15 protein-coding genes and 1 pseudogene are annotated in these 20,228 nt (G+C 63.9%); 6 read left to right on the forward strand and 10 right to left on the reverse strand.

Annotated elements, in window-relative coordinates; genetic code table 11:
- Positions 1-190: 190 nt before the first annotated feature.
- The 3 genes from eutC to AC1RR3_RS05365 all read right to left on the reverse strand — a co-directional run bounded on the left by eutC (position 191) and on the right by AC1RR3_RS05365 (position 4,103).
- The gene (gene eutC, locus AC1RR3_RS05355; RefSeq protein WP_492820108.1) at positions 191-976 is read right to left on the reverse strand and encodes an ethanolamine ammonia-lyase subunit EutC; all 786 of its coding nucleotides are present in this window, start codon (positions 974-976) and stop codon (positions 191-193) included.
- Positions 973-2,559, reverse strand: coding sequence for a B12-binding domain-containing radical SAM protein (locus tag AC1RR3_RS05360; RefSeq protein WP_492820110.1), 1,587 nt, complete (start codon positions 2,557-2,559; stop codon positions 973-975). The genes eutC and AC1RR3_RS05360 overlap by 4 nt, the downstream gene beginning before the upstream one ends.
- A 161-nt stretch (positions 2,560-2,720) precedes the next feature.
- Entirely contained in the window at positions 2,721-4,103 is a 1,383-nt protein-coding gene (locus AC1RR3_RS05365; RefSeq protein ID WP_492820112.1) for an ethanolamine ammonia-lyase subunit EutB, read from the reverse strand.
- 321 nt (positions 4,104-4,424) lie between these two features.
- Here AC1RR3_RS05365 and AC1RR3_RS05370 point away from each other — a divergent pair, with 321 nt between their 5' ends.
- The 3 genes from AC1RR3_RS05370 (at position 4,425) to AC1RR3_RS05380 (ending at position 9,342) form a co-directional block, all read left to right on the forward strand.
- The gene (locus tag AC1RR3_RS05370) at positions 4,425-6,164 is read left to right on the forward strand and encodes a methyl-accepting chemotaxis protein (RefSeq protein WP_492820114.1); all 1,740 of its coding nucleotides are present in this window, start codon (positions 4,425-4,427) and stop codon (positions 6,162-6,164) included.
- Between the two features lie 452 nt (positions 6,165-6,616).
- Positions 6,617-6,994, forward strand: a complete 378-nt coding sequence (locus AC1RR3_RS05375) for a hypothetical protein (RefSeq protein ID WP_492820116.1) — start codon at positions 6,617-6,619, stop codon at positions 6,992-6,994.
- A gap of 65 nt (positions 6,995-7,059) precedes the next feature.
- A complete protein-coding gene (locus AC1RR3_RS05380) occupies positions 7,060-9,342 on the forward strand; it encodes a hypothetical protein (protein WP_492820118.1) in 2,283 nt (760 codons plus the stop codon).
- A 106-nt stretch (positions 9,343-9,448) separates the two neighbouring features.
- On the opposite strand, the gene AC1RR3_RS05385 is transcribed toward AC1RR3_RS05380, so the two are convergent.
- The 3 genes and pseudogenes from AC1RR3_RS05385 to AC1RR3_RS05395 form a co-directional block, all read right to left on the reverse strand.
- Positions 9,449-9,844 carry a RidA family protein gene (locus tag AC1RR3_RS05385; RefSeq protein ID WP_492821405.1) on the reverse strand — a complete coding sequence of 132 codons (396 nt, stop codon included), beginning with the start codon at positions 9,842-9,844 and terminating at the stop codon, positions 9,449-9,451.
- 186 nt (positions 9,845-10,030) lie between these two features.
- Positions 10,031-10,426, reverse strand: a pseudogene (locus AC1RR3_RS05390) (RraA family protein); the annotation flags it as partial.
- Between the two features lie 131 nt (positions 10,427-10,557).
- On the reverse strand, positions 10,558-11,877 hold the full coding sequence (locus tag AC1RR3_RS05395; RefSeq protein WP_492820120.1) for an MFS transporter: 1,320 nt from the start codon (positions 11,875-11,877) through the stop codon (positions 10,558-10,560).
- Positions 11,878-12,145: 268 nt separating this feature from the next.
- Between AC1RR3_RS05395 and AC1RR3_RS05400 the strand changes: the two genes are divergently transcribed.
- Positions 12,146-13,396 carry a Zn-dependent hydrolase gene (locus AC1RR3_RS05400; protein ID WP_492820122.1) on the forward strand — a complete coding sequence of 417 codons (1,251 nt, stop codon included), beginning with the start codon at positions 12,146-12,148 and terminating at the stop codon, positions 13,394-13,396.
- Here the strand turns inward: AC1RR3_RS05400 and AC1RR3_RS05405 are convergent.
- Together AC1RR3_RS05405 and AC1RR3_RS05410 are read right to left on the reverse strand one after the other, a co-directional pair.
- On the reverse strand, positions 13,393-14,355 hold the full coding sequence (locus tag AC1RR3_RS05405) for a LysR family transcriptional regulator (protein WP_492820124.1): 963 nt from the start codon (positions 14,353-14,355) through the stop codon (positions 13,393-13,395). The two genes, AC1RR3_RS05400 and AC1RR3_RS05405, sit on opposite strands and share 4 nt — an antisense overlap.
- A gap of 117 nt (positions 14,356-14,472) precedes the next feature.
- A complete protein-coding gene (locus AC1RR3_RS05410) occupies positions 14,473-15,126 on the reverse strand; it encodes a DJ-1/PfpI family protein (protein WP_492820126.1) in 654 nt (217 codons plus the stop codon).
- On the opposite strand from AC1RR3_RS05410, the gene AC1RR3_RS05415 reads away from it, so the two are divergent.
- Complete coding sequence (locus AC1RR3_RS05415; protein ID WP_492820128.1) at positions 15,125-16,333, forward strand: GlxA family transcriptional regulator; 1,209 nt, start codon at positions 15,125-15,127, stop codon at positions 16,331-16,333. The genes AC1RR3_RS05410 and AC1RR3_RS05415 overlap by 2 nt on opposite strands.
- Before the next feature lie 218 nt (positions 16,334-16,551).
- Here AC1RR3_RS05415 and AC1RR3_RS05420 read toward each other — a convergent pair whose 3' ends face one another.
- Positions 16,552-17,763, reverse strand: a complete 1,212-nt coding sequence (locus tag AC1RR3_RS05420) for an ABC transporter substrate-binding protein (RefSeq protein WP_492820130.1) — start codon at positions 17,761-17,763, stop codon at positions 16,552-16,554.
- Between the two features lie 184 nt (positions 17,764-17,947).
- On the opposite strand from AC1RR3_RS05420, the gene AC1RR3_RS05425 reads away from it, so the two are divergent.
- Entirely contained in the window at positions 17,948-19,465 is a 1,518-nt protein-coding gene (locus AC1RR3_RS05425; protein WP_492820132.1) for a M81 family metallopeptidase, read from the forward strand.
- An 80-nt stretch (positions 19,466-19,545) separates the two neighbouring features.
- On the opposite strand, the gene AC1RR3_RS05430 is transcribed toward AC1RR3_RS05425, so the two are convergent.
- Positions 19,546-20,121 (reverse strand): HdeD family acid-resistance protein, encoded by a 576-nt coding sequence (locus tag AC1RR3_RS05430; protein ID WP_492820134.1) that lies wholly within the window; start codon positions 20,119-20,121, stop codon positions 19,546-19,548.
- Between the last annotated feature and the right edge of the window lie 107 nt (positions 20,122-20,228).

The following is a 20,228-nucleotide window of genomic DNA, read 5'->3' on the forward strand; positions in this document are numbered from 1 at the left end:
TAAATCGGCTCAAGCTGTGAGCTTATTGCGTCCCGCGAACGGCTTGAAAATGCCATACCAATGGGAGGCTTGCCCCTTGAAAATGCGCGGAAAATCGCCGGCAGCGGTTTAGCAGGTCAACAGCCCTTCTCGCAAGCAGGCGAAGCGTGGCCAAACCGATCAAGATGCGGCGATTTTGCCGGAATGCCCGTCATTCGGGCGGAGCCGGGCCAATTCGACGCGGCGCACGGTCCGTACTCTCGTCTTTCAGCGCCACGCCGGTGACCTCCCGCGCCAACCCCTCGCGGGCGAGCCAGGCGATCTTGAAGGCGGCCTCGTCATAGCTCAACCCAGCGTGGTGGATGTTCGACACGCAATTGCGCTCGGCATCGGTGCGGCCCGGCTTCGGCGCGAAGGTCAGATAGGCACCGATACTGTCGGGCGCGGACAGGCCCGGCCGCTCGCCGATCAGCATCACGACCATGCGCGCACCGAGAATCGCGCCGATCTCGTCGCCGAGCGCGACACGCGCGCCTGAGGCGACGACGACATGGCCGAGCGCGACAGCGTCGCCTTCCACCAGCAGCGGCAGCAGGCGCGTCAGCAGCGCCACCGCATGGGCGTGGACCGCCGCCGCCGACAGGCCGTCGCCAATCACGATTGCGAGCTGGCATGGCTCGGAGGCGTCTCGCGCGAGCGCTTCGGCGGAGCCTGCATCAAGCTGTCGGCCCAGATCCGGCCGGCGCAGATAATCCCTGCGGTCGACCGCCTGGCTCCTCGCTTCGGTGACGACGAGGCCAAGCGCGCAGAGATCGGCAACCAGTCGCGGCGCATCGAAGGCGGCATGCACGGCATCGCGGGCACGGGCATGATCCAGCGTGAAATCGAGCAGCGGCTTTGTCGGCACGCTGGCGCCGCTGCGCCCGAGCGCAACGCGCGCAGGCGTCAATGACCTGAGGTCAATGGTCGGACGAGCCGGAACGGACTTGTCGGTCATTCGGCGGGAACGGCGGCCTCGCGCAGCCGGATCGAATAGTTCGAGGCGTTCTGCTCGCCGCTCGATGCCGCGCGCGCAAAGGTGATGAGATGGTGCGCGATCAGGGTGCAGCCGATCAGGCCTTCGAGGTCGCCGCGCTTGATGCGTCCCAGCGCGAACTTCCAGAACACCCGCCTGTAGTCACCGAGCACGCCGACCTTCCAGAAGATGTTGCGCAGCATGACGAGGCCGCGCCTGATGTTGGGCCAGGTCTTCATCTCGTCCGGCACCGGCATCTTGAGGCGGTGAGGATAGACATGGTCGCATTGATACTGGAAACGCTCGAAAACCTTCCCGGGCTCGTAGGCGACGCCCATGGTGTGCTTCCAGGAGGCGACGACGTCGTCATAGGGCAGCAGGAAGTCGACGTTGGAATCGCGCCCCTCGTCCTCGACCAGGCGCCCTTCCTTCTCCAGCCGGTCCCACAGCGGCGTCTTCGGCAGCGCCTGGAGCAGATTGATCGTGAGCAGCGGAATCCGCGACTCCTCGACGAAGGCGAGCAGCGCCTCGGCGGTGTTCGGCTTGTCGGTGTCGAGCCCCATGATGATGCCAGACACCACCTCCATGCCGTAGGAGTTGATGGTGCGCACGCCCTCCAGGATCGGGACCATCATGTTGTGGTCCTTCTGCATCGCCTTCAGTGCATCGGGATCGGGCGTCTCGATGCCGCAAAAGATCGTGATGAAATAGGCATCGCGCATCTTCTCGAGGATCTCGGGCCGCTTGGCGATGTTCAGCGTCGCCTCGCAGGCGAGCCGCACCACGTATCCGGTCTTCTTCTGCCATTCGATCAGATGCGGCAGCAGATCCAGCGCGGCCTTGCGGTTGCCGATGAAATTGTCGTCGACGAAATAGACCGTGTCGGTCATGCCGCATTCGCGCAGGCGGTCGAGCTCGGCGATGATCTGCTCCGGCGACTTGATGCGTGGATTGCGGCCGTAGAGGCCGGGGATGTCGCAGAACTCGCACTGATAGGGACAGCCGCTGGAATACTGGATGCTGCCGAGCATGTATTTCTTCACGTCGGCAAGCTCGTAGGCCGGGATCGGAAACTCCGTCATCGGCACGCGGTCGTTGGTGGTGAGCACCACCTGCGCTTCGGGGCGCGCCGTGTCGCGCGCCAATATCTCGATCAGCTGATTGGTGGCATCGCCAAGCTCGCCGACATGGAGATAGTCGAACGACGGATAATAATCCGGGCAGGCACTGACCGAGGGCCCACCGAGCGCGACCGGCAGATCGAAGTCATGCGCGCGGCGGCAGATGTCGTTCATCTGCTGGCGCTGGATGTGCATGCCGCTGACGAAGACCGCCTCGGCCCATGCAAACTCCTCCTTCGTGGCGCGACGGAGATTCTCGTCGACGAATTTGACCTGCCACTCCTCGGGCAGATAGGCCGCGAGCAGCAAGAGCCCCTGCGGCGGCATGAAGGCGCTGACGCCGTCGGTCAATGGGTAGGAATGCTCGAACGTACCGAACGACGACGTGTAACGCGGAAACACGCAGAGAATCCGCCGGGACGTACCGTTACTTTCAGCTCGCATCAAAGCTCCCCCGCCACTCGACATAGCTGCGGAAATTGCCAGCCAGACACATAGCGTAATGCTGTCGCTGGAATTTCTCAATATTGTGGCATGAGCATAATTCCGAGAGGGACCAATGGTTTCCTTGACTTCTCCTGGGGGGGGGGAGCGCCTGCGGCCCGTCAGGCGATCAGGCGCGAGGCAAAATCGGGCAGCAGGCCTGCATCGCCGGCAAGACGGAAATCTGCGCCCGCCAGACCGGACTGCACCAGCCAATCGTCGAATTCCGGTGCGCGGCGCAGGCCGAAGACGTCGCGGACATAGAGCGCGTCGTGAAAAGACGTCGACTGGTAGTTCAGCATGACGTCATCGGCGCCGGGGACGCCCATGATGAAGGTGACGCCGGCAGCCGCCAGCAGGGTCAGGAGATTGTCCATGTCGTCCTGGTCCGCCTCGGCATGGTTGGTGTAGCAGATGTCGATGCCGAGCGGCAGGCCGAGCAGCTTGCCGCAAAAGTGATCCTCGAGCCCCGCCCGGATGATTTCCTTGCCGTCGTAGAGATATTCCGGGCCGATGAAGCCGACCACGCTGTTGACCAGCAGCGGCGCATAGGCACGTGCGACCGCATAAGCGCGCACCTCGCAGGTCTGCTGGTCGACGCCGTGATGGGCATTGGCCGACAGTGCCGAGCCTTGTCCGGTCTCGAAATACATCACGTTCTCGCCGACCGTGCCGCGCTTCTGCGACAGCCCGGCCTGCTGCCCCTCCTTCAGCAAAGCGAGGTCGATGCCAAAACTGCGGTTGGCGGCTTCGGTTCCGGCGACCGACTGGAAGACGAGGTCGACCGGCACGCCCTGCCCAATCAGCGACAGCGTCGTGGTGACATGGGTGAGCACGCAAGCTTGCGTCGGGATCTTCAGCCGCGCGATGATTTCGTCGAGCAGCCGCAGCAATTGGGCGATCACGGCCGGATCATCGCTGGCCGGATTGATACCGATGCAGGCATCGCCGGCGCCGAGCAGGATGCCGTCGAGGATCGAGGCGGTGATGCCCCTGGCGTCGTCGAACGGATGGTTCGGCTGGAGCCGCGTGCTCATCCGCCCCTTCAGGCCGATGGTGTTGCGGAAGGCGGTGGTGACCTCGCATTTCCGCGCCGCCAGGATCAGGTCCTGGTTGCGCATCAGCTTCGAGACCGCCGCCGCCATTTCCGGGGTGATGCCGGGCGCGAGCTTGCGCAGGACGGCGGGCGTTGCTGCCTCCGACAGCAGCCAATCGCGGAAGCTGCCAACCGTGAGCGAGGCCACCGGCGCAAACGCCCTGGCGTCGTGGCTGTCGATGACGAGACGGGTGACCTCGTCGGCCTCATAGGGGATGACGGCTTCCTGCAGGAACTGCCCGAGCGGGACATCCGCGAGCGCCATCCGCGCCGCGATCATCTGCTCGGCGCTGCCTGCGGCAATGCCGGCCAGCCGGTCGCCGGAGCGCGTCGGGGTCGCCTTGGCGAGCAGGTCGCGCAGGTCCGGGAAGGTGTAGGTCGTGGCGTCGATGGTATGGCGGTAGACCAAGGGGCCCCTCCGGGGTTCGTCGGCCAAAGGCCTACTTCCAGATCGATCTCGAAGCCGGCCCTGGCATCAGGGAATACGCGCTTGGCGGCCGGCGTGCACGCTGATGTTTGGGGCAGTCCGGGCGATCCCCGGGGGCGATCTGCCGGAAACCGATAGGCCCGCGGCAAATCACTGAGATAACTCGTATTTCCCTCGACCCTGGGTGTGCACCCCAGACTTGCGCGTTAACGCCGCATCCATCTTCGTTCTGCATAGTTTTGCATGAATTTTAGATGACCGCGCTCACCGGCCGCTGCAGGCCATTCCGGGCCCCTGAACACCATGACATCAGACCGATCTGGGAATGCCACGCGCCTGGCAGGCCGTTTCACGCTTGCCGCCAAGCTCTATGCGATCTTCACGCTGTTCGCGCTGCTGACGGCGGCGATCGCGATGCTGTCCGACTACAACACCCGCCGCGGCGCCGATTTGACCGCCGCGATCGAGACCGCGAATGCGGCCGCGCTGAACGTCGAGCGCGTCAACTCGCTGGTGTATGCGGTGGTGATGGAATCGCGCGGCGTCTACATGTCGACCGAACCCGCGGTGGTGAAGAAATACGGCGAAGGCCTGCTCAAGTTCAACGACCAGATACTCAATGTCGTGAAGGGCTGGGAGAGCATCGTCAAGACTGACGATGCCCAGCAGTTCGCCACCTTCAAGAAGCGCATCGAGCAGTTCGTCGAATTCCGCAAGGAGCTGGTTCGCCGCGGCGTCGAGATCAATGCGGCTGCCGGCCGCGAATGGGGCGACAACGACGCCAACCGCGCCGTCCGCTCGGCGCTGAACAAGGACCTCGAGGCGCTCTCCAAGGTCTATGCCGAGCGCGCTAAACAGATCGCGCAGGAGACCGAGACCAACCGCACCCTCTCCTTCGTCCTGACCTGCCTCGGCGGCGTCGCGCTGGCTCTGGTCGTGATCGGCATCGTCATCATCGCCCGCTCGATCGCGCGCCCGCTCGCATCCATCACTGCGACCATCAAGCAGGTCGCCGACGGCGCCGAGAACGTCGCCGTGCCGCACTCCGAGCGTGCCGACGAGATCGGCGCGCTGGCCCGCGCGATCCAGGTGTTCCAGGACGCGATGGGGCGCAACCGCAACCTCGCTTCGCAGGTCTCGCAGGACTCTGCCGCGCGCGAGCAGCGCGCCCGCCAGATCGAGCAATCCGTCGAAGCGTTCCGCGAGGCGATCGGCGCGATCATGCGCGGCCTCAGCGACAACGCCTCCGTCATGCGCGAAACCGCGCAGACCATCACGCGTGTCACCGCCGACGCCAGCGGCCGCGCCGGCACGGCGGCGAACGCCACCGAGCAGGCCTCCCACAACGTCACGGCGGTCGCAGGCGCAGCCGAGGAGCTGTCGGCCTCCGTCGAGGAGATCGGTCGCCAGGTGCGGCAGAGCGCCGGCGCGGTCGAGCAGACCGGCCAGCGCACCGAGAAGTCGATCGCGGAGATCGAGAGCCTTGCCGCCGCCACCCAGCGCATCGACGGGGTGCTGAGCCTGATCCAGGCCATCGCCGAGCAGACCAACCTGCTCGCGCTCAACGCCACCATCGAGGCCGCCCGCGCCGGCGATGCCGGCCGCGGCTTTGCCGTCGTTGCCCATGAGGTGAAGGCGCTCGCCGGGCAGACCGCCAAGGCGACCGCCGACATCAGCGAGAACGTCGCGATGATCCAGGCCTCGACCCGCAACGCGGTCGACGCCGTGCGCGAGATCGGCGGCGCGGTGCGCGAGATCAACGAGGTCACCTCGGCGATTGCCACCGCCGTCGGCCAGCAGGACCAGGCCACGCGCGAGATCTCCTCCAACGCGCAATCGGCCGCCCAGGGCAACGAGACGCTGGTTGCCAACATCACCTCGCTGCGCGACGCCATCGGCGAGACCGACACCGCGGCATCCTCGGTGCTGACGGCGGCGAGCAGCCTGACGGAGACGGCGGAGACGCTGTCACGCGAGGTGGAGACGTTCTTCCAGAACTTGCGCTCGGGATCGGCGGATAGCGGCGTCGCCAAGGCGGGATGACGGCCCGCCTGTCGCCGCGAGGCCCGCGGCGAGCAGGCCTCCGAGCAAAAAACGCGAAAACAACCCCATGCACAGTAGCCGGCATCAGCCTTATCAATGGCTTGACCGCCGGCTTCTGCGGATTTTACGAATCCCGTTTGACACGTCGGGCAAAACACTGGCATGATGTGATCATGGCGACCGGCGCGTCACCCGCCTCCTCCCACCCCGAGCATCTCGCGGGCGGCGTGCTCTCAAATCCGATTACGGTGCTCCACTTCACTCCGCCCGGGTGCATGCCAGAGCGACCGGGCAAGCCAGCACGGACCTGGAAGACTGCCTTCGTTGCAACGTCCTCCTGAGGGCGCTGAAAATTCGGGCAGCTCAATTACTGGTCGTTTTCATGCGCTGTCACAATTCCGCTCTATTGCTTTTCCGCAATGCCGGAACCTTTGGTGGTTTGGAGAGTGACGATGTCTTTCCAGGAACGGCTTGAAGCCTGGTGGGAGCGCCTTTTCCGAGTGATCGGCAAGCAGGGGGCCATTGCGCTGCCCGTTGGCGCGATCAGCTACATCCTGCTCCTCCTCGTCGGCGTCTACGGTCTCTTTCACGGCTGGCCTCCCACCGCAAAGCGCTGGATTATCCTGAAGGGCTTTTATGGGTTGCTCACGATCGCTGCGCCCCTCTTTTTCTTTTGTGAGTATGTTTTCCGATCGGAGCGTCGCATTCACGAAGATCCTGCTCAGCGCGCCACGCGTTTGCTGGAGTTGAAGAACCTTCAGGACCAGGGGCGCGCCGTCTGGCTGGCCTGCGCGACAGTCATTGGACTGATCCTCTTCAAAGGGACCTGAGCTCAATCGGATGATCTTCGCCGAAACGGCGATTATCTCGCGGTCATGAATATGCGGGCGTCGCAATGGGAACGATCATCGTCTCGTGCTGGTCCGGCCTGGTACGGCTGTGGGAGATTTTGCTCTACCGCGCGTGGATCAGCACGTTTGCATTTGCAATACTTGCCTTGCTTTTGTGCTTCAGCGGCCAAACGCAACAGCTGCTCTGGGGCCTCAACTTCGCACTCACTCCAACGCAATGGATCAGATGGATCGGCGCAGATTCACAAGCCGTTGGCTGGATCCTCTATGGAGCGTTCTGGCTCAGTGCAGTCATTGTCGCGGCGGCGCTGTCGATCGCAACACTTCTGCTCGGGAATTTGCCGTTCCGCCGTTGGCAGAAACGGAGCCCTTCGGAGGAGGTTGATCCGCTCGTCGGGCCCGTTGCCGCGCTCATATTCGTCGGCAGCCTGGCCTTCATCCACTATGCGTTCATGTACGCAACTGTGCATAGTTTCTTTCCCAAACAGGCGGTTCCTGCAGGTATCTCGCTTGTCATCGCGGTTGTTTATTGGACGTTTTGCCTGAGATCGAAGGATCCGGATTGTGAGACGCCGGTCCTCGCCTTCATCGTCTCCGCCATCGCAACCTTCGTATGGATGACGATGGACGAAAGAACCCGAAGTGAAGACAATGCTATCGCCTTTGCGATCAGCATCTTGACGCCGCTCGCCGCGGCTCTCCTGACGATTCGGGCGCGGCGTCTCGTGCCGGCGCGCCTCTATCCCTCGACCGGAGTCACAGGCGGGTTTCTGATCGGCCTCATCTTGCTCATGGCGATTGTCAGGCTCGCGCTGTCCTATGGATTTTTGCAAACAGCCGTCTGGAGTGTCGGCAGCATTCCAGTCGCCTTCCTTTTCTTTGCGTGGGCGTGCATCTCGGTTGCCCTCCTCATGGTACTTACGCATCGGCTGACCGGGACGCGAGGCATCGACCCTGTTTTGGCCATTCTGTTGATTGCGGCCATGGTGCTCAACACCCAGGAGAAATACGGCCGAGAGGAACTGAAGTCAGAGCCCGCGGTGCAAACCGCTGCGAACAGCGCAGACTGGACAGCGGTTGATCGGCCGGGCGTGCAGCTTGCCATTTATGCCGATGGCGGAGGTCTTCGAGCTGCAATGTTCACCGCCCAGGTGCTCGCCATGGCCGATGACTGGACATGCGGAAAGTTTGGCGAGCATGTTTTCGCTGCCAGCGGCGTATCCGGAGGCAGTCTTGGCATCGCCATCTGGGCGGTCCTGCGTCAGGACTACAAGCGGGCACAAGGCGATAAAGCGTGGGCCGACTGCCGGACCGGCAACGCTTTCGGATCGCCGACGAGCGATCTCGTCTACGGCGTGCTCGCACAAGACCATCTATCCAAGCTACTCGCCGGATTGTTGACGGGCGATCTGTTCTTGCCATGGGGCAACCCGGTCCGAGGGCAAGCTCTGCTCGATAGCTGGCAACAGGCGATCCTGGAAGCTTTCGCCTACAAGGACATGTCCGGCGCGGTCGGTCTCGCCCGACCTCTCACGAGTGTTGACGCAGGCAATTCAGACCGGCCGCCCTATTTGCTGTTTTCGGCGACGAACGTGGAGACCGGGCAGCGGACTGCGTGGTCAAATGCCCCGTGGTGGAATTCGCAGGCGGGTCTCGACGACATTCCGGTCGGAATTGCCGTGCTCAATAGCGCCCGTTTTCCGTTCATTTCTCCGGCGGGGATCGCAGCGAAGAACGGTCAGGAGATTCACATCGTCGACGGCGGGTATTTTGATAATTCGGGCGCGGCGACGCTGCGCGCATTTTTGAGCAACAGCCCAAAAATCAAGAAGCCGGCAGAACTGAAGATCGTGCGCCTGAACGGAAACACCCGTCCTTCGGATCAACGATGCGCCGCTTGGCAGCAAGCGCTTCGCAACAAGGGGTATTCGCGCTGGTTCTTTTATCCGCCGATCCGATGGGAACCTGAGAGCGAGAGCCTGGTGGCGCGACTGTTCAAGTGGTCCGGGTTACGCGCCTATGTGAGAGCGAAGGATGCTCATACGGACGAGGCGGTAGAGATTACGTCTCCCGAACGCACCTATGATCTCGACTATTATCGAGATTTCCAGATGCGCTGCGGCCGGAACCTGCATGCGGCAAGCGAGGCCCAGAAGCTATTCCCGCCATTGAGATGCGTCAGACGCAACGAAGACATTTGCCTGACGGCGCAACACGCAGCCGAGACGCCGTTGGGATGGTATTTGACTCTCGATGCAGCCGACCAGATCAGCAATCTGGCTGCCGAGCAGGCGAAGGAGCTGATGGAGCTCATCTCCCCATACTGATCGTCGAGGCTCATACGCAGAACCACCCCTGCCCGACCATGCCCTGCACACGCATGGTTACTTCCGCCAGAAACCGAGCAGTTCAGAGAAGCCAGGAGCGATCAGGTCAACTCGCCGCGGCGACGCATTCGATCTCGATGTCAAACGGCAGCGGCCAAGGTCGGATCGCGGCCGAGGTTCTGGCCGGCCACTCGCCGGCAAAGAATTCCCGATAAACCTTGTTGACGCCACTCATCATGGCGGGGTCGGTCACGTAGATCGTAACTTTCACCACGTTCGCGAGCGAGGAGCCAGCGTGCTCCAGCGCCGTCTTGAGCGCATTGAGCGAGGCGTGCGTCTGAACCTCGATGGCGCCCGTGACGATCTCGCCGGTGGTGCAATCGATCGGCGGCATGCCGCATGTAAAGATGAAATCATCCGTTCGAACGATCGCCGACGTCGGAGCGCCGAGCCTGTGGATCGCAGCCGAGATGACAGGGATCTCTATCACCTCCTTGTTGATGGGTGCGGGCTCCGGTCGCGCCGCCTTCGCGGCATGACTCTCGTGATCGTCGACCGGCCGATTGTACACGGCGTCCAGCTTTTCGCCGGCCAGAAGCCGGGCGATGATCCCGGGCTCGTCAGCCTGGATCGCGAGCGCCTTGCGCGCAATCGCAGCCGCGGTTGACGGCTTGAGGACCAGTACGCCGTTCTCGTCCGCCAGAACGATGTCATCAGGCTCGACCAGGACGCCGCCGCAGCGCACGGTGCTTGCGATAGTGCCGCCGCCCCGCCGCTTGGTCGTGAGCGGGGATCGTCCTTTGCACCAGACCGGCGGTCCCTTGTCCCGGATCGCGCTGAGATCGGTCACGAACCCGTCGATCACGATGCCGGCAAGGCCCGCCGCTTCCGCGGCCGCGCTCGTGACGGCGCCCCAGCAGGCGTGGCGGTCGTCGTCTCCACGCTCGACCACCAGGACGTCGCCGGCTTTCGCCCGCGACAGCGCCAAGGCGAGCGCGGTTCCGTCATCGCCCGGCAGCGCGACCGTGAAGGCGGGTCCGCAGATCCTGACCCGATCCCGCAGGCACTGGATCACCGGCGGCATGAAGCCGTCGTCGAGGAAGTGCCCGATCGTCGCGGTCTCTACGTCGAGCAGGAGGCGCACCGCCTCGGCAAGGTCGGCACGATCAGACGTCACAAGCAAACTTCCGGCGGAAAGGCGGGCCCGTCTGCGCGTCACGTTGCTTCGGTCAGATCTCGCTTGACCGTCTCGACGAGGAGCAGCAGTGCGATGGTGGAGAGGACCGCCGAACCGATCATGTACCAGGCGACCGATGAGCCCTTACCGGTCGTGGCAAGGAGCCATGTCGTGACAAAAGGCGTCGCCGCGCTGCCGAGCACGCCTGAAAGCATGTAGGCGATCGACAGGCCCGAATAGCGCACCTTGGTGCCGAACAGCTCCGCCAGGAAGGTGGCGATCGGCCCGTAATTGGCTGCGAAGGCCGTCATCATCAGGAGGTAGCCCGCAAGCGCCCCCGCGAAGGTCCGGGTGTCCATCAGCCAGAACAGCGGGAAAGCGACCAGCGCTTCGGCGATGATCCCGCCAATGATGATCGGCCGACGGCCCCAGCGATCAGACAGCCAGCCGAAGAAGGGCAGCAGGACCAGGCACGCCGCGCAGGAGAGCAGGACGACCGTGAGCATCTCGTTGCGCGTGAATTCGAGGTTCTTCGTGCCGTAGCTGAGCCCGAACGCGACGATCAGATTGAAAGACGAGCCGGTGGACATCGTGGCGATGCCGCCCAGGACCACCGTCTTCCAGGATTTCTTCATCAACTCGGCGAAAGGCAGCTTCACCTGCTCGGACGATTGCTTCACCTTGTTGAAGGTTGGTGTCTCCGAAATGTTCAGCCGGATGTAGCCGCCGATCAGAACGAGAAGGATGCTCGCCAGGAACGGGATGCGCCATCCCCACGACAACATGTCGGCGGCCGGCAGGGCCGCGTTGATCAGGAGGAAGGCGAGATTGGCCAGCAATGTGCCGGCCGGGACGCCGATCTGCACCCAGGAGCCGTAGAGGCCGCGCTGGTGACTGGGCGCGTGCTCGACCGCCATCAGGACCGCGCCACCCCATTCGCCGCCGAGCGCAAGGCCCTGCACGACGCGCAGCGAGAGCAGAAGGATCGGCGCCCAGACGCCGATCTTTTCGTAGTTGGGCAAGAGGCCGATCGCGAAGGTCGCGATCCCCATCAGCACCAGCGAGAACAGCAGCATCGACTTGCGGCCAAGCCGGTCGCCGAAATGGCCGAACAGAGCTGCCCCGACGATGCGGGCGAGATAGGCCGACGCGAAGGTTCCGAAAGCAAGCAGTGTCCCGACCAGCGGATCGAAGCTGGGGAAGAACACCTTGTTGAAGACGAGCGCGGAGGCGGTCGCAAAGACGAAGAGATCATACCATTCGACAGTGGTGCCGATCACGCTTGCGACCGCGATCTGCTTCATGCTGCGGGGAGGAGCGGCAATCGCTGCCACCGGGTCGGTCGTCGCGTAAGCCATGGTCGGATCCTCGCTTTGGAATCGCTTGGGTGAGCAGTCCGGCGGGGGACGACTGTTGCCGGGAGCCGGCGGAAAGCCAAATAGGAATTATCGATGTCAGGAATAGTCGCGCGGCGCCGGTTCAAAGCGCCAAAAAACGATCAGGATGCGCGCAGAATGTGCGCGCTCTGCTCCATTCCTGATCGATGAGAGACATAGGACATATCTATTTAAGCCGCGGCGTCGCGTCCTGTATCGTTGCTCCACCTCGTCAGCCCGGTGGATTCGAATGGTTTTACGCAGCAGCAACATCCGTCCCGACATGGCGCGCTTGTGGTCGAGCCTGATGCGGTCGGCCGAGATCGGCCGGACCGCGAAGGGCGGGCTCAAGCGGCTCGCGCTGTCCGAGGAGGATGGCGAGATCAGGCGCGAATTGGTGCGCTGGTGCGAAGCGGCCGGCTGCACGGTGCAGGTCGACGGTATCGGCAACATCTTCGCGACGCGGCCGGGGAGCGATCCGGACGCCAAGGCCGTGCTGGTGGGCAGTCATCTGGACACGCAGATCAAGGGCGGCCGTTTCGACGGCATTCTGGGCGTCCTTGCCGGGCTCGAGGTCGTGCGCACCCTGAACGACCACGATGTGACGACGCGTCGACCGATCGTCATCGTCAACTGGACCAACGAGGAAGGTGCCCGCTTCGAGCCGCCCATGATCGGCTCCGCCACGTTCACCGGGCAGAAGTCACTCGACTTTGCCTACGCCCGCACCGACAAGGATGGCGTGACACTCGGCCAGGCGCTCGACCGGATCGGTTTCAAGGGAGCCGACCGCCTCTCGCCCGATGCGTTCGACAGTCTGTTCGAGCTGCACATCGAGCAGGGACCGAAGCTCGACGCGGCCAAGCGCCAGGTCGGGATCGTGACGGGCGCCTTCTCGGTGCGCGGCCTCATCGTCGAGGTTCGCGGAGAGGTCGGCCATGTCGGCCCCACGCCGATGCCGAAGCGCAAGAACGCGATCGTGGGGGCCGCGCGGGTGACGCTTGCCATCGACGACATCGGCTGGAGCCGGCACGACACCGGCGGCAAATCCACCACCATGCGTCTGAAGGTGGAGCCGAACCTGCTTGGCATCCTTCCTGACCTGGTGGAGATGACCTGCGACGTCCGTCATCCGGAGGCTGCGGTCGCAAGCGCGATGCTGGCCGCTTTCGAGGCGGAGATTCCCGAAATCGAACGGCGGTCGGGCTGCAAGGTCACCATCAAGGAGCAGTGGAGCTATGGCGGCATGGAATACGACCCAGGCTGCATCGCGCTCACACGCGACGCGGCCGAAGACCTCGGTTACAGCACGATGGATCTTCTCACCGAGGCCGGTCACGACGCCATGCACGTCGCCGACCACCTCCCGACCGCGATGATCTTCACGCCATGCGAAGGTGGGCTGTCGCACAACGAAGCCGAGAACGTGACGCTCGCGGACATCGAGCCCGGGGTCAACGTCCTGCTTCGGAGCGTGTTGAACCGGGCGGGGATCGCCTAACTCTGGATCGCGGACTCGGTTTGCGGCAGGCCGTCGGGTTTCAGCGCGATGCTGAGGAACAGGTCGAGGAAAGCCTTTTCGGCACGGTCGAGGGCATATTCCGGGTTCTGCAGAAAATAGAGATCGGCGCCGAGCTGGTCCTGCAGCACGGGCAGACGCCAGAGCAACTCCTTCTCCATCCCGCGTTCGGCCGCGGCGACCGGCAGAATGCCGATGCCGATCCCGGCCGCAATCATGCGGGCGACTTCGCCGACATGCGACGACAGTCCCGCCGTCCGGGATCCGAGGCCGGCGCCTTCCCGCAGCGCCACCATCGGCTCCAGGGCTCCTCCATCCTGCGCGCACGTAAAGGAGACGACCGGCTCGGCGCGCAACTCCTCCAGGGTGACGTCCTCCCGTCCGAACAGGGCGTGCGTGCGTCCGCAGAAGATCCCGAAGTCTTCACGCAGCATCAACGTGCAGTCGAGCGCAGCGAGCGGCTTCGCAAGCAGGCAAAATCCGAATGGCAGGGCGCGCTGGGCGACGGCGCGCACGATCTCCTGGCTATTGGCCACGTTCAGCGTGATCGTGACCGACGGATGCCGCCGATGCATCAGCCCCAGCGCACGGTCGAGCGCCGGCAACACAGCCTCGGTCACGATCATGATGCGGACCGAGCCGCTGAGATCGTCCTCGTCGGTCGATAGACGCTCACCGATCCGCTCGACGCGCTGGTAGATCTCCTGGCATTCCTTCCGCAGCGCTTCGCCCCGGCTGGTCAGCACGAAACGGCGGCTGTCCCGCTGGATCAGCTGAGCGCCGAGCGTTTCTTCGAGCTTCTGAAGCGAGGCCGTTACGGTTGGCTGCCGGACATGCAGCCGTTCGGCAGCCTTCGTGAGGCTCCGCTCCTCCGCGATCACCAGGAAGGTCCGCAGCAAGTTCCAGTTCAGGTGCCGAATGCGCGGCGTCGGGGAAGCCATCTGTCCCTGTCCATCAATCCCCCGATTTTGCAACGGTGAACTGTGGGACGCAACTGTTGTTGCACGCTCGGCATCGTGGCGATGCGCCAGCGCTGGTCAGCCGATATGGCGCAGGCGTCAGTTTGACTGACGCATGGTAGCGGCGGCTTCCGCCACCTGGGTCTCGCGCGTCGCACGCCGCTTGGTCGAGTCGGCCAGGACCGCCGCCACGATTTCCGGTGGTGAGGTATAGGGGGTACCGCCCTTGAAGGGAGGCGCCGGATCGTACTCCATGGCGAGCTGGATCTTGCGCGCCGTCTCCTCGCCGGCGAGATCTCCGACCACGCGGAGCGCCACATCGATCCCCGAGGTCACGCCACCTGACGTGTAGATATTGCCGTCCTGCGTCATCCGATCATTGGAGACGATCGCACCGAAGTTCGTGAGCAGGTCGCGGGCCTGCCAGTGACCGCCGGCCCGGCGCCCTTGCAAGAGACCGGCGGCGCCGAGCAGCAGAGAGCCGGTACAAATACCGAAGATGTATTGGGACCGTTTCGCCTCCTGCTTCACGTAAGCGACCCACTGCGGATCGAGCATCGCGGTGTCGATTCCCGTACCTCCGGGGATAACGATGATGTCGCTCTTTCTGGCGGTCTCGCGCGTGGCGGTCGGGACCAGACGAAGTCCGCGGTCGGTTCGCACGGGATCCATCGTCGCAGCGACGAGATCGACGGTCCAACCCGGCGTGCGAGCAAGCACTTCGAATGGGCCGGTGATGTCGAGCTGTACCATGTCCGGCACGGTCACGATGTTACAATGCATGGGTTGCCTCGATGATGTGCCCGCAGCGGCGCCGTCAGCAGCCTGGGCAAAGTTGCTGCCGCGTATGAGCACCGAAGTGGTAATGGCCAAGCCGAGTGCGTCACGTCGAGTGAGCTTCATCTTCATCTCCGCTGAGGAACTTGACAGAAACGTTTCCTCGCAAACATCATGTTGCCAACTCTCGTTCATGATCGGCAGCGCGTATATGTCAAACAGACACCAAAAACTGCCACCAAGAACGGTTTTGATATTGGCGTTCGATGGCGTTCAGATCATCGACATCGCGGGGCCAGCCCAGGTTTTGAGCACCGCGAACGAAGAAGGTGCAGACCCACCCTACGATGTCCGGATCGTTGCGCTTCAAGCTGGCTTGATCGAGAACGCATCCGGTTTCGCCATAGTGGCCGGCGACATTCCAAAGGAGGGCGCGGTCGACATGCTCGTGGTTCCCGGAGGGCCCGGTGTTCATGACCTCCGCGAGAATCCGTCGGCGCGCATTGCGCTGAATGATCTGAGCCAACGCGCCGCGCGCGTTTGCTCGGTTTGTACGGGCGCCTTCCTTCTGGCGGAGGCAGGCATTCTGGACGGTCGCCGGGCCGTCACGCACTGGCGCTCGTCCGATCGGCTGGCCCGAGAATTTCCAAATGTGAAGGTCGATCCCGAGCCACTCTTCCTGAACGACGGACCCGTGTGGACGACCGCCGGCGTAACCGCCGGCATCGACCTCATGCTCAACCTGGTGCAACAAGACCACGGCGCAGCACTTTCCGCGCGCGTCGCCCGCCGCCTCGTCGTCTATATGCGGCGAGCCGGCGGTCAGAAGCAGTATAGCGAGCCTCTCGCGCTACAGGCGGCGAGCGCGGCACCCTTCGATGTCTTGAGTTGCAAGATTGCAGGCGATCCTTGCCTGCCGTGGACCGTGGAGCAGATGGCCGAGGCTGCTGGCCAGTCACCGCGAACTTTTCATCGCCGCTTCGAGGCAGCCACGGGCCTGTCTCCTGCGAAGGCGGTCGAGAAGATCCGGTGCGATCTCGCACGGTCGCTTCTTCACACGACGGATCTCAGTCTTGGACAGATTGCAGGTCGCACGGGGCTGGGCTCCGAGGCCCGGCTGAGACGGGCGATGACCCGGCAGTTCGGCGTCAATCCGAGCGAGATGCGCGACCGGTTTGCATGATTGCGCGCGAGCACACGTCCCGGCGGAAGGTAACAGTACGTATGGTGGGCAAAGCGACTCGTCCGCCGTAGCTCGTAGAGCGAAGGCGGAAGCGTGCCCACCGCTTCTGCATCAGTGTTGGATCGGTGGTGGGCACGGCGCAAGTGCGCCTTTGCCCACCCTACGATTCCGAATTCGCGGAGAGAAGCCCCTTGCCCGAGAGCGCTTCGCGCATCGCCTCACGTCCCGCGCAACAGCTCGCTCGCCACGATCCAGTCGTTGCCGTCGAACTGGAGCATATAGCCGTCCTTGATCGGACGGAAATCCTGCGGCGTGGTGTTCAGCGTGATGCCGGGCATCAGCAGCGACAGCGGCACGTTCTTCAGGTTCGACGCCTGCGCCATGATGTTCTCGCGCGTCATGTTGTCCTTGCATTGCCTCAGCAGGACCACCAGCGCTTCGGCGACGGTGTAGCCGTAAAGGCCAGCGACATTGTTGGTGTCGGCATTGGGCAGGCGCCTCTTCATGAAGTCGATATAGGCCATCATTGCCGGATCGTCCTTCGGCTGTTCGACGAACGGCTTGAGCGAGCCGAGCGACAGCACGCCCTTGCCCGCATCGAGCCCGGCCGGCACCATCACGGTCGCCTTGTTGGCGCAGCCGGAGGCGAGGAAGCGCGTCGCCTGCCAACCGACCTCGTGCGCTTTCCGGATCGCCTGCGCGCAGGCGCGCGGTGTCACTGAGTAAATCATGAAGACGTCGGCCTTGGTGTTCGCCAGCGTCAGCACCTGGGAATCGACGGTGGGATCGGTGACCTCGAAGCTCGAGGCCATCGCGATCGCTTTATCAGCGTCGGCGCCAAGTGCTTCCCTGACACCGCGCAGATACTCCTTGCCGGCATCGTCGTTCTGATAAAGCACCGCAAAGCGCGCATTGGGGTTCTTGGCGCGGGCATAGGCGACGTCGATTGCGGCCTCGCTGGTGTAGTTCGGCGCCCAGGGCAGCGCCATCGACCACGGCATGTTGGCGGGATCGTTCCACTTCGAGGCCGAGCTGATCAGGAACAGCTGCGGCACCTTGTTGCTGTTGAGGTACTTTGCGATCGCCGAGCTCGGCGCGGTGCCCATGGTGGCGAAGATGAAGGCGACGCCGTCGCCTTCGACGAGGCGCCGCGCGGCTTCCATCGTCTTCGGCGGCGAGAAGGCGTCGTCGAGCGACAGCAGGTTGAGCTTGCGGCCGTTGACGCCGCCCTTCTCGTTGATTTCGTCGAAATAGGCAGCGATCACCCGGCCGGTGATACCGAGCGGCGATGCGGGGCCGCTATAGGGCATGGTGTTGCCGATCTTGATCTCGGTGTCGCTGACACCGGGGCCGTAGGATTTTTGCGCTGATACTGATGTGGACAAGCAGGCGGCAGCCAGCGCTGCGGCCAGGGCCAAAGCGGCTTTCATGGTTTCTCCCCGGTGATTATCGACCGCGCAAGCGGCGCCATTTTTTTCAGCGCACCAGACCAGCGGAGTTCTGCATGACGGTCTTGCGTCAAGCTGCTGGTGGCGCAGCCCGATTCGATGCTAGCGAAATGCCCTGTGAGGACGCGAGACCGGGCGCGGCTTCCATGAACAACAAGGAGCCCCCATGAGCCAGACGCGACGTGTGCTCTCCGCGCAGATCGCCCACGAGACCAACACGTTCTCGATCGTTCCGACCACGCTCGATGATTACCGCAAGCGGCTGTTTCTCCTGGGTGCCGAGATCGCCCCCGCGCTCGGCGCCACCAGGATGGAGATCGCCGGGCATCTGGCTGCGGCCAAACGCTACGGCTGGACCCTGGTGCAGCCGATCGCCGCCTCGGCCACGCCGTCCGGCAAGGTGACGGCCGACTGCTGGGCCGAACTGCAACGCCTGCTCTACGCGGCCTGCGAGACGGGCCCGCTCGACGGCGTCATCCTCGCATTGCACGGCGCGATGGTGACCGAGACCGACGAGGATGCCGAAGGTGCGCTGCTGGAGGGATTGCGCAAGCGGCTCGGCGAGACGATCCCGATCGCGGTGACGCTCGACCTGCATGCCAACGTCACCGAACGCATGGGGCGGCTCGCCAACATCATGCTGCCCTACCGGACCTATCCGCATATCGACCAATACGAGACGGCGGTCCGCGCGGCCGATCTGCTGCAATCGGCGATGGACGGCAACATCCGTCCGAAGGTCGTCCACCTGCAGGGACCGCTGCTCGACGGATGCAATCACGGCCGAACCCAGGGCGGCGTGATGAGCGATCTCCTGGCGCGCGCCGCGAACATGGAGGCACAAACGCCCGGCCTGTTGTCGGTCGACGTCTGCGCGGGTTTCAGCCGCTCGGACATTGCCGAGGTCGGCCCCAGCGTGCAGGTGACCTACGATGTCTCGCACAACGCGGCCGAGACGGCGGCGCGGCAGGCTGCGGCCGCGCTTTATGACGAGATGGTCCGTCGCCGCGCCGAGGTCACGGTCGCGGTGTATGATCTGCCGACCGCGACCAGGCTTGCCGCGGAGGCCGCAGCCGATGTCGTCGATACCCGTCCTTTTGTCATTGCCGACTACAGCGACAACCCGGGTTCAGGCGCCTATGGCGACGGCGTTCGCCTGTTGGAGACGCTGCTGAAGGCCAACGTCAAAGGCGTGCTCCTCGGCGTCCTTGGCGATCCCGAAGCCGCCGCCCGCTGTCATGCCGCAGGTCTCGGGGCCAGCCTCGATGTCGTTGTCGGCGCCAAGCGCGATCCCGCAAGCTACGGGCCGCCACTGACGCTGGCTGGGCGCGTCGCCGCGCTGTCGGACGGTGCCTTCGTCTGCGAGGGACCGATGAATGCCGGTCAGCCCATGACGCTCGGCCCCTCCGCCCTGCTCGAGGTGAACGGCATCTCGATCGCCCTGTCGACCAACACGCTGCAAACCTATGATCAGGAAATGTTCCGAATTCTCGGCGCGGAGCCGGCGCAGTTTCGGGTCGTCGCGGTCAAGTCCGCCCACCACTTCCGCGCCGCTTTCGGGCCGATGGCCAAGGAGGTGATCCTGGCCGACAGCGGCGGCCTTGCCACGAACGACTACACGACCCTCATTTATCGCAGGGTTCGCCGCCCGATCTGGCCGCTCGACGAGATGCCGCTGGATTGATCTGCCAAAGCAACCCGAAGCGCGATGACGATTCATCCGAATCTGATCGCGCTTCAGTGCCGCGGACTTCGCCGGAGGCTTCAGCGGCGCTGCTTCAGGCTGAGGCCGAGGCTGACCCAGCCCGCCCCCGCCATGATCAGGTCGATGCCGAGGAAGAGGCCGAGAATGTAGACGCTGTTGACCGGCCAGCGCGCCAGGATCAATAGCCCGAGCAGCAGCGTGACGACGGCCGACAGCGCCACCCAGACCCACGGGCTCTCGCGCTTCATGCTGAAAGCGAGAAACAGACGGACGGCACCGGAGGCCAGCAGCGACGCGCCGAGGAACAAGGTGAGCAGCGCTGCTGCGAACAACGGATTCTCGAAGGTGAGAAAACCCGCGACGATGTAGAGCACGCCGAGCAAGGCCCAGATCACGAACTTGCCCCAGCTCTTCATCTGGAATGCGCCGATCACCTCGGTGACCCCCGCGACGATCATCATCGCACCGACCACGATCACGCTCGCCACGGTCGCCATCACCATGCTGCCGAGCGCAACGAAGCCGGCGATGAGGTAGACGACACCGAGCGCGACGATCCAGCCCCATTTGGCATGCAGCGCCGCGATGCCCGACCCCAGACTTGAATGATGAGACGTATCCGAAGCACTTGTCATGACGCCACTCCTGCATGAGAAGCCCGGGGGCACAGGATAGCATGAGCCGCGCCGGGACGACAGGCAGCAGAGCAGTCCGGAGCGGCAGCAACATTGACGCAAATCAA

The sequence above is a fragment of the Bradyrhizobium sp. GW821-FHT13H05 genome (assembly GCF_058804065.1).